This is a genomic window from Aeromonas sp. R10-2, from assembly GCF_040908445.1.
GTDB lineage: Bacteria > Pseudomonadota > Gammaproteobacteria > Enterobacterales > Aeromonadaceae > Aeromonas > Aeromonas veronii.
This window is the reverse complement of the sequence record NZ_JBFODS010000101.1, coordinates 25374-34627: the sequence shown is the minus strand read 5'-3', so window position 1 is coordinate 34627 and position 9254 is coordinate 25374. Positions and strand designations below refer to the sequence as shown.

The 9254-nt window shown below is 60.6% G+C and carries 8 protein-coding genes and 2 tRNA genes; 5 read left to right on the top strand and 5 right to left on the bottom strand.

Going from position 1 to position 9254, the window contains the following annotated elements:
- Positions 1–11: 11 nt before the first annotated feature.
- Both AB5Y97_RS19885 and AB5Y97_RS19880 read left to right on the top strand, forming a co-directional pair.
- Positions 12–87 (top strand) — tRNA-Lys (locus AB5Y97_RS19885).
- 16 nt (positions 88–103) lie between these two features.
- Positions 104–179, top strand: a tRNA-Val gene (locus AB5Y97_RS19880).
- Between the two features lie 307 nt (positions 180–486).
- On the opposite strand, the gene AB5Y97_RS19875 is transcribed toward AB5Y97_RS19880, so the two are convergent.
- Entirely contained in the window at positions 487–1800 is a 1314-nt protein-coding gene (locus AB5Y97_RS19875; RefSeq protein ID WP_368158842.1) for a sodium-dependent transporter, read from the bottom strand.
- Between the two features lie 433 nt (positions 1801–2233).
- Here AB5Y97_RS19875 and AB5Y97_RS19870 point away from each other — a divergent pair, with 433 nt between their 5' ends.
- Positions 2234–2953 (top strand): ABC transporter substrate-binding protein, encoded by a 720-nt coding sequence (locus AB5Y97_RS19870; protein WP_058059681.1) that lies wholly within the window; start codon positions 2234–2236, stop codon positions 2951–2953.
- A gap of 3 nt (positions 2954–2956) precedes the next feature.
- On the opposite strand, the gene AB5Y97_RS19865 is transcribed toward AB5Y97_RS19870, so the two are convergent.
- On the bottom strand, positions 2957–4270 hold the full coding sequence (locus AB5Y97_RS19865) for a sodium-dependent transporter (protein WP_064341676.1): 1314 nt from the start codon (positions 4268–4270) through the stop codon (positions 2957–2959).
- Between the two features lie 211 nt (positions 4271–4481).
- Entirely contained in the window at positions 4482–5321 is an 840-nt protein-coding gene (locus AB5Y97_RS19860; RefSeq protein WP_201946701.1) for an isopenicillin N synthase family oxygenase, read from the bottom strand.
- 206 nt (positions 5322–5527) lie between these two features.
- Between AB5Y97_RS19860 and AB5Y97_RS19855 the strand changes: the two genes are divergently transcribed.
- Positions 5528–6091: a DUF2799 domain-containing protein gene (locus tag AB5Y97_RS19855; protein ID WP_201946699.1), complete on the top strand. Its 564-nt coding sequence runs from the start codon at positions 5528–5530 to the stop codon at positions 6089–6091.
- Between the two features lie 51 nt (positions 6092–6142).
- On the opposite strand, the gene AB5Y97_RS19850 is transcribed toward AB5Y97_RS19855, so the two are convergent.
- Complete coding sequence (locus AB5Y97_RS19850) at positions 6143–6961, bottom strand: Cof-type HAD-IIB family hydrolase (RefSeq protein ID WP_201946697.1); 819 nt, start codon at positions 6959–6961, stop codon at positions 6143–6145.
- A gap of 110 nt (positions 6962–7071) precedes the next feature.
- The gene (locus tag AB5Y97_RS19845; RefSeq protein ID WP_368158838.1) at positions 7072–8283 is read right to left on the bottom strand and encodes an MFS transporter; all 1212 of its coding nucleotides are present in this window, start codon (positions 8281–8283) and stop codon (positions 7072–7074) included.
- A gap of 106 nt (positions 8284–8389) precedes the next feature.
- Between AB5Y97_RS19845 and AB5Y97_RS19840 the strand changes: the two genes are divergently transcribed.
- Positions 8390–9013 carry a metalloregulator ArsR/SmtB family transcription factor gene (locus AB5Y97_RS19840; RefSeq protein WP_201946694.1) on the top strand — a complete coding sequence of 208 codons (624 nt, stop codon included), beginning with the start codon at positions 8390–8392 and terminating at the stop codon, positions 9011–9013.
- Positions 9014–9254: the final 241 nt, after the last annotated feature.

The window sequence follows — 9254 nt, the reverse complement described above, 5'->3', positions numbered from 1 at the left end:
ATGATTTAGATGGGTCGTTAGCTCAGTCGGTAGAGCAGTTGACTTTTAATCAATTGGTCGCTGGTTCGAATCCAGCACGACCCACCATCATTTCAGAATCCCAGGTCGTTTAGCTCAGCTGGGAGAGCACCTCCCTTACAAGGAGGGGGTCACTGGTTCGATCCCAGTAACGACCACCATATTCGCAAGCGAGGCTGAGATATCAGCCGCGATTGCAGAGAAAGTCCCCATTCAGATGGGGATTTTTTTTGCCCGCAATTCAGTACTCCAGCTTCTTCTGTTGCCGTTGTGGCGAGCCGAACGCCACCTCTTAATGTGCCACTCTGTCACTCCGATCCTTCTTCATCCCGCTCTTCCGAGATTGTTCGACGGCCACTGACTTCACTCCTGTCCATCGTGATGCTGTTCATATGAACGCCTGTAATAAAGTAAATGCCAGCAATAAAAAGGGCAGGCCAAGGCCTGCCCACAAAGATGCGCAAGGTGCTACATGATCCCGCGGATCAGGATCCCGCTGATCAGCAGCGGCGCCACCACGCGCCAGCACCAGAGCAGCGCCAGACGCAGGGCGGGTGACAGGCCTACAGGGAGAATGGCATCACCCAGGCGCCAGCCCAGCAGCAGGGTCAGTACCAGACCAAACAGCGGCATCATCAGGTTGGAGGTCAGATAGTCGAGCAGCTCGAAGATGGTCTTGCCAAACAGGGTCAGATCGCTCCATGGGCCGAACGACAGGCTCACCGGAATGCCGGAGGCCATGATGAGCAGAGTCAGTACCCTGCAGGCGCCACGACGCGACCAACCCCACTCCTCGGTAGTGAAGCGCACCAGATGCTCAAGCATGGAGATAGAGGAGGAGAGGGCGGCGACCAGCAGCAACAGGAAGAAGACCACACCTAATCCCTGACCGAACGGCAGATGACTGAACACGGCTGGCATGGTCATAAAGGTGAGCCCTGGGCCCGCGGTGGGATCGATGCCGGTGGAGGCCAGCGCCGGGAAGATCATCAAGCCCGCCAGCACCGAAATAAGGCTTGCCAGAGTGACCACCCAGACTCCGGAGCGCAGCACCCCTTCGCTATTGGGCAGGTAGGCGCCATAGGTCGTGTGTACCCCGAGCCCGATGGAGAGGGAGAAGAAGGCCAGCCCCAGCGCGTCCAGCACGCTTTGGCCGGTCAGCATGGAGAAGTCCGGCAGCAGCAGCTGGCGCACACCCGCCATGGAGCCGGGCATGGAGAGGCCAACCCCCACCAGCAGCAGCATCATGATGAAGAGCGCGGGCATCATCCAGCGCAGCGCCCGCTCCACCCCTTTCTGAATACCCCCCAGCACGAACCACCAGGTCAGGCCCGCGAAGATCAGATGGGTCAGCACCGGCCACCAGGGGTTGCTGACATAGCCGTTGAACAGGGCGGTGAGGGCGCTTCCTTCGTTCAGGTTGAGTTTGCCAGCCATCGCCAGCGCGGCGTAACCCACGGTCCAGCCACCGACCACGCTGTAGAAGCTGTAGATAAAGAAGCCGCAGGCGATCCCCATATACCCCATCCAGCGCCAGTTCGGCCCCACCAGTTTGCGAAAAGCGCCGAGCACCCCGCGCTGACTATGGCTGCCGAGCAGAGTTTCGCCGACCTGTACCGCTACCCCCAGGGTGAAGCTGAACAGCAGAAAAACCAGCAGGAAGGCGCCACCGCCATTGGTGGCGGTCACATAGGGAAACTTCCAGATGGCACCAAGGCCAATCGCTGTGCCTGCTGCGGCCAGCACATGACCGAGACGGGAAGACCACTGAACCTGGCTCATACAACCTCCGGGTAACACGACATCGAAGCAATACTCCTCTGTAGCAATAAACGACAGACCATAAAAAAGGCCGCCTGAGGCGACCTTTGCAATGAACATTCAGAAAAACTGTGCGTGCAAGGTCACCTCTCTTGCGAGCTAAAAAATCGACCAAACAGCACGAGAATGGCAGACATGAGGTGGCAACCTGACTAATGAATGAGGGAACAGCCTAAACCATGGAAAGAATAATTGACACATAAAATCAAAAATTTTTTATGTGTGCCGCTGTCACCACTCTGGCTATACGTACAACTCAGTGGGGGGAAAACCTCGCCGGGCCGTATCTTTTCTACCTTGTGGCTATTTACTGGGCGATAATCGACGTAGCTTCTTCTGGAACTAGTGACCGCTACATGGCGCTGACGGGAACAACGATGAGACAGGATGTCGTATGAGATGGATGGTGCTGCCCTGGTTACTGATCAGCCTGAGTGTGTCGGCGCAGCCCGGATTAACCCTGCTGAGTCACGACTTACCCCCCTTTACCGAATACCGCGACGGCAAGCTCGACGGATTTGCCATTCGCCTGATCGATGAGGTGCAGGAGGAGCTTGGCACCCGTTATCCGGTGCGGATTTACCCGCTCAAGCGGGCGCTGGCGCTGGCACGGGTCGAGCCCGGCTATGGACTGTTCGTGGTACAGCGGCTCCCGGAGCGGGAGTCCCATTTCAAATGGGTTGGCCCGCTTTTTATCAATAGGGTCTTTATCTATCAGGCGCCGGATAGTCGCCACCCGCTGACCTCGCTGGCACAGCTGCGAGATCTGCCCAGAGTGGGGGTTGTGCTGGGCAATGCCGATGATGTGCGGTTGACCCATGAGGGCTACACCAATCTGGTGCGCTACAAGACAGTCGGGGAGGCGATAGAGCGGCTGATGCTGGGCAAGATCGATGCCTTGCCGATGGCGGAGCTGGTGATGGAGGCCACCCTCGACAAGATGGGGTTATCCCGGCGCAGCATTGTCAGCAGTGGTGTACTGCTCCATCAGGCCGGTCTTTATATCGTCTTCTCCAAGGGAACGGATGATGCCGAGATCACCCGCTGGCAGCATGCCCTGGAGGCCGTCAGAGCCGCACAGGGGCGGGCCGATGAGCCCACCCGCGAAGAGTAACCGTCACACCAGACCGCGAATCAAGATCCCGCCGATCAGCAAGGGGGCAATCCAGCGCCAGCAGTTCATCAGCAAGTGATGCCAGTGGCTGGCAATCCCCTGCGGCAGCGCCTTGCGTCCCAGCTTCCAACCCAGCAGCAGCGTCAGCATCAGGCCGAACAGCGGCATCATCAGGTTGGAGGTAACAAAGTCCAGCAACTCGAAGATGGTTTTGCCAAACAGGGTGGCGTGTTGCAGCGAACCAAACGACAGGCTGACCGGAACACCGCTAACCATGACGAATCCAGTGATGGCGCTGCAGGCCGTGCGGCGTGACCAGCCCCAGGTCTCGCACAGGAAGCACTGCAAATGCTCCAGCAGGGAGATGGCCGAGGAGAGCGCCGCAAAAACCAGCAGGGCGAAGAAGATCACCTCAAGCACCTGACCGAAGGGCAGCAGCTGAAATACCGCCGGCATGGTCATAAAGGTGAGACCGGGGCCGGAGGCCGGGTCGATACCGGTCGAGGCCAGCACCGGGAAAATCATCAGCCCCGCCAGTACCGCCACCATGCTGGCCAGCAGCACCACCCAGAGGCTGGAGCGACCAACCCCTTCGCTGGTCGGCAGATAGGCGCCGTAGGTGGTGTGAATGCCCAGACCGATGGAGAGGGAGAAGAAGGCCAGCCCCATGGCATCAAGCACGCCGGACATCCCCAGCTTGCTGAAGTCGGGCATCAGGAAGTGACGTACTCCCGCCATCGCATTGGGCAGGGTGAGGCCAAAGGCGACCAGCATCAGGATCATCAGGAACAGGGCCGGCATCATCCAGCGCAGGGTGCGCTCCACCCCTTTCTGAATGCCGCCTTGCACCACCATCCAGGTGAGGGCGGCAAACAGCAGATGGGTGAGAATGGGCCAGACGTCGCCGCTGACATAGTCATTGAAGCGGGCGGTGAGGGCCGCCGCATCGCCATGGTTGAGCTGGCCTGAGATGGCCATGCCGGTATAACCCAAGGTCCAACCGCCCACCACGCTGTAGAAGCAGTAGATGAGCAGGGTAGAGATCACCCCCATTACCCCAACCCAGCGCCACTGTTTGCCGAGCAGATCAGAGAAGGCACCGACTACCCCGCGGCGACTCATGCTGCCGAGCAGGGTTTCCCCCATCAGTACCGCAACCCCCAGGGTGAAGCTGAACAGCAGAAAGACCAGCAGGAAGGCGCCGCCGCCGTTGACGGCGGTGACATAAGGAAATTTCCAGATTGCGCCGATACCGACCGCGGAACCCGCTGCGGCGAGGATGTAGCCGAGTCGGGATGACCATTGGGACTGCTTCATAAGAACTCCAATCGAGCGCCCCTTGGCAGGGGCAGAATGGCGCTCATGTTACGGAGGTCACGGCGCAATCACTACGACGGTTATCAGGTGTAAATGCGATTTATTGGCATAATTGGCTAATTTAATTCTGTTTTTTGCCCAATCCTGCCACCAAATAAAAACCGGAGCGAGATTGCTCCGGTTTGGTCTCTGACAACAGCTCGTCTGCGGACTAGATCACCCCCAGCTCCCGCAGCCGCTCCATCAGGTAGCTGTGGGCAGTATGGCGCTCGGAGAGCACCACATCCGGGCGCGGGTGGAGGAACAGCGGCAGGGAGATGCGTGACTTGCTGGCACTGCCACCGGTCGGGTTGATGACGCGGTGAGTGGTGGAGGGGTAGTAGCCGCGAGAGGCTTCCTGCAGCATGTCGCCGATGTTGATGATGAGGGTGCCAAAGTCGCACGGCACGTCCATCCATTCGCCATCGGAGCCCTTCACCTGCAGCCCCGGCTCGTTGGCGGCGGGCAGAATGGTGAGCAGGTTGATATCCTCGTGGGCGGCGGCGCGGATGGCGCCCGGCTCCTCGGTGCCATCGAACGGCGGGTAGTGCAGCACCCGCAGCAGGGTCTTTTGGCTCTCTTCGATCATCGAGGAGAGGGGGCAGCTGTAGTGAGCGGCGATATCGGCCGGGGTGTACTGCTCGACCCAGCCCAGCAGCTCGGCGGCCAGACCGTTGGCCAGACGATAGTACTCCATCGCCTGCTCCTTCAGTTCTTCCGGTATCTGGCCCCAGGGGTAGATGTGGAAGTACTCCTTGATATCTTTCTGGCTATGGCCCTTGGCCACCTCGGAGACCGAGGGCGGGAAGTAGCCATCCTGTGTTTCGCGGTTGAACAGGAAATCCTGCTTCTGCTCGCTCATGAAGAAGCGATACCAGTTGTCGTAGATGGACTGCACCAGCTCTTTCGGGATGGGGTGGTTGGTCAGCACGCCAAAGCCGGTGGTTCGCAGGGATTCGGTGAAGCGTTGGGCCGCATCGGGTGAGCGGTAATCGACGGTCAGGACTTTCATTGCTTTTGTTGCGCAACAGTTAAAAGATGGCGCAGTTTACCTTGCGCCTGATAACAAGGAAAGCGGGTTGGCCGCCCGTCTGGCACGGCGTTGAATAGTGACAAAAACATCAAATAAACCGCGCCAGATCACGCGGGGGCGCATCCCTTGTTATGGCCTTTTATCCTCTCTAGAATGCCGGTCACTATCTTTTCCGGAGTCTGTTCATGTCCCCCAAAATCCTGTTGCTGACCCTGCCGGTATTGCTGGCGGGATGCAGTGCCCTGTCAGAAGATGAGTGCCGCACCATGAGTTGGTACAACCTGGGTTATCAGGATGGATCGGAGGGTAAAACCCGTCAGGCGACCCGCGGCTACGTTTCGTCTTGCAGCGAATATGGCCTCAAAGTGGATGAAGCCGAGTGGAAACGGGGCTACGACAAGGGGCTGGAGCTCTACTGCATTCCCGAGCTGGCTTACAGCAAGGGCAAGGAGGGGCAGGCCTATCTGGGGGTATGCCCCAATGACGCCAGCTTCCTCAAGCAGTATCAGCGTGGCTACGAAGAGTACAAACTGGCCGCCCGCATGCGGGAGATCAGCGACGAGCTGGAGCGTACCGAGCGGGATATCGATACGCTGGAGCGCAGCATCCGCAACGAAACCAACACGGAACAGCGCGACTACTACCGCGCCAAGCGCGATCGGGCCATTCGCCACTACGAATCCCTGCGCCGGGAGTACAACCGTCTGCGTTATCCGGATCGGGTGATCCAGTTCTCCTTCGGCGGTTAATCCCTCTCTTCATGGCCAGCCCGCGTGCTGGCCATGTTGCATCTTGTCAGATCAGGGCAGTACCCAACGCTGCAGTGCCAGTGCGATACCATCTTCGTTGTGGTCGGCCGTGACCCGATGGGCATGGCTCTGGATCTGCGGGGCCGCATTGCCCATGGCCACCGCCAGCCCAACTTGCTCGAACATGCTGATGTCGTTGTTGTTATCCCCAAACGCCACCACCTGCTCCATCGCAATTCCTTCGCTGGCCGCCCACTGGGCAAGCCGGTTGCCCTTGCTGCAACCTGGCTGTACCAGCTCCACCGCATAGGGGGCCGCCCAGTCGCGGGTAAAGGGCATCTGCTCGACCACCTCGCCCATAAAGGTGTGCAGGCGCGCCGGATCCTCATTGAACAGCTCCAGCTTCCAGACCGGGTTGTCGAGCCAGCCTGCCAGCTCCTCGACCGGGTGGAGAGCGATCTTGAGGTGGTCCGGCTGATTGGCCGACCAGTGGCGGATGCGGGTGACATGCTCTTCGCAGCCGATGTAGCCGATCCCTTCGCTCAGGTGGAACAGGGCGCCCATCTGTTGTGCCTCGACCGCGGCCAGCAGCTCGGTAAGCGGGGCGGTCGCCAGCGGGTCGCCGCTGAGGATCCGATTCTGCACCAGATCATAGAGATAGGCGCCATTGCTGCAGATGAGGGGGGTATCGAGGGCCAGCTCGTGATGGAAGGGGCGTGCCGTCATGTAGTGGCGCCCCGTGACCAGCAGCACCTTGATGCCGTGGGCGCGGGCCTGCGCCAGGGCTGCCCGGGTGGCCGACGAGATCTTGTGATCCCGGGTCAGCAGGGTGCCATCCATATCGAGCGCGATGGCCTTGTATTCACTCATAGCTCCTCCAGCATCGAACAAATCCGCAAAGAGCTTTACCGTCCCAGACCCGGCGCTTCGATGCAAGTCTTGCCCGCAGCCGAAGCGCCGAACTGTGATCCCTTCGTGGCTCAGGTGCAGCTGGCCAGCTGTTGACGACGGTCGGCACGGCGGCGCAGCAGATAGAAACCGGCGGCACTGGCAAGGGAGCAGAGGGTGGCGAGATAGAAGGGCCACTCGGTACCGGCCAGCAGCACCGCCAGGATCTCGCTGCCCACGGCGAGGGCGCGGTAGAGCCCCATCGCCTGCCCCTGCTGCTCCGGGTGACTGCGGTTGGAGATCGCCACCGAGGTGGCCAGCTCCCCCAGACTCATGCCGATGCCAGCGGGAACGAAGGTAAGCGCCAGTCCCCACCAGTGCACGGGCAGGATAAAGAGCAGCATGCCGCTCGCCATCACCAGATGGCCGACAATGCCGAGGGAGCTGCCGCGCCAGTGACGGGCGATGCGGGTGCCGAGCCAGGAGCCCGCCATCATGGGCAGGCTCACCAGCACCGCTGCCTGCGCCAGCTGGGCCGGATCCCAGGCCAGCCTCTCCACCAGCCAGATATTGAAGTAGGTGAAATAGAGCTGCACGGCGCCATAGCTGATCAGGGTGAGCGCGAAGTAGGGCAGCAGGGCCGGTTGCAACAACAGCTGGCGGCTGGAGAGGGTCGCTGTCTGACGGGTGGCCGCCACCGGCGGACGATAGGGGATCAGCCAGTAGACCAGCAGCAGGTTGAGCAGGGTCATTCCTACCGCCAGCCAGGCGGCCAGACTGTAATCCCCCGAGATCACCGCGGCGTAGCCCCCGATCATCGGCCCCACGACCCAGCCCAGATTCATGCCGATGTTGATCCAGGCGAAGCTGCGGGCCTTGTGCTCCTTGCCGGCGAGATCCGCCGCCATCGCCTGCACGATGGCGATGTTGCCGTTGCACAGCCCCTCCACCACCCGGCTGAGCAGCAGTAGGGGGAGGGAGCGCCAGGCGATACCGAGTGCCATCAGGGCATAGCCTGCCAGTACCCCCGCCAGCGAGAGCAACAGCAGTGGCTTGCGGCCATAGCGGTCGGAGAGGCGACCGAGCCAGGGACTGCCCACCAGTTGGAACAGGGGGTAGAGCCCCATGATGACTCCAAGCCACACCTTGCGGCTCCAGTCGGAAGCTTCCGGCGTCAGCATGCCGTGGACCGGATCCAGCAGCAAAGGTGCCAACACCGGGGAGGGGAGACTGAAGCCTGCAACTGCCAGCGTGACCGTCATGACCAGCACCCAGAGGGGATTTTTGTGCCCGTGTTTCTCCATGTTGCATCCATTAAGTAAAGTTATTGGTTTATTTATGCTGGTTCATAGACGGGATTAAGTAAAGTGAATTGTTGATTTAATAAAGGGGGCTCCCCATAATGGGGTCATGAACGCAAGCACCGACAAGATCCTGTTTCTGCTCAAGAGCCATGGCCCGCAGAGCGCCGCCGCGCTGGGGGAGCAGTTGCAGATGACCTCCATGGGCGCCCGCCAGCACCTGCTCACGCTGGAGCAGGAGGGGTGGGTCACATTCAGCGACGAGGCGCGCGGGCGCGGTCGTCCCGTGCGGCTGTGGCAGCTCACCGAGCAGGCCTGGCAGCGCTTCCCCGATAGCCATAGCGACCTGACCGTGCAACTGATCGACAACGTGCGCGAGCTGTTTGGCGAGGAGGGGATGGAGCGGCTGATTCAGCAGCGGGAGCAGCAGATGCTTGCTCGCTATCAGGAGGCGCTGGGGTCCCATGGTCTCTCTGGCCGGCTGGCGGCGCTCAAGGAGCTGCGTACTCGCGAGGGCTACATGGCGGAGATCCGCCGCGAAGAGGATGGCAGCTGGCTGCTGTGGGAGAGCCACTGTCCCATCTGTGCGGCGGCGCGTACCTGCCGCGGTTTCTGTCGCAGCGAACTGGCGCTGTTTCGCCAGCTGCTGGCGCCGGCGAGGGTGGAGCGGGAGCAATATCTGCTGGAGGGGGCGCATCGCTGCCTCTATCGCATCACGCCGCCCGCGCTCTGATTTCGTCAAACGCCCAAAAACAACAAAGCAGGCGCCGGGATGCCTGCTTTGTTGCCTTCGGGGAGGGGGTTCTCTCGTTCCAGCCCGTCGTTTCCCGATAAGGTAAGACGGCTGATGGGGCTCTTGACCCGGTAAGGTCCTTCACCGCAGAGACCCGGTCAGGTATCTGCTTTGCCACCGGAAGATGTAACCATAGTATCCCTCCCGTGCCGGTGAGTGGTTGCAAAGTAACCACTTATTT

What these genes read in the sequence shown, in the direction of transcription:
- AB5Y97_RS19860 (WP_201946701.1), bottom strand. Translation starts at nt 5,321, where the DNA reads ATGAAAGTCCTGACCGTCGATTACCGCTCACCCGATGCGGCCCAACGC.
- AB5Y97_RS19870 (WP_058059681.1), top strand. Translation starts at nt 2,234, where the DNA reads ATGAGATGGATGGTGCTGCCCTGGTTACTGATCAGCCTGAGTGTGTCG.
- AB5Y97_RS19840 (WP_201946694.1), top strand. Translation starts at nt 8,390, where the DNA reads ATGAACGCAAGCACCGACAAGATCCTGTTTCTGCTCAAGAGCCATGGC.
- AB5Y97_RS19875 (WP_368158842.1), bottom strand. Translation starts at nt 1,800, where the DNA reads ATGAGCCAGGTTCAGTGGTCTTCCCGTCTCGGTCATGTGCTGGCCGCA.
- AB5Y97_RS19855 (WP_201946699.1), top strand. Translation starts at nt 5,528, where the DNA reads ATGTCCCCCAAAATCCTGTTGCTGACCCTGCCGGTATTGCTGGCGGGA.
- AB5Y97_RS19845 (WP_368158838.1), bottom strand. Translation starts at nt 8,283, where the DNA reads ATGGAGAAACACGGGCACAAAAATCCCCTCTGGGTGCTGGTCATGACG.
- AB5Y97_RS19865 (WP_064341676.1), bottom strand. Translation starts at nt 4,270, where the DNA reads ATGAAGCAGTCCCAATGGTCATCCCGACTCGGCTACATCCTCGCCGCA.
- AB5Y97_RS19850 (WP_201946697.1), bottom strand. Translation starts at nt 6,961, where the DNA reads ATGAGTGAATACAAGGCCATCGCGCTCGATATGGATGGCACCCTGCTG.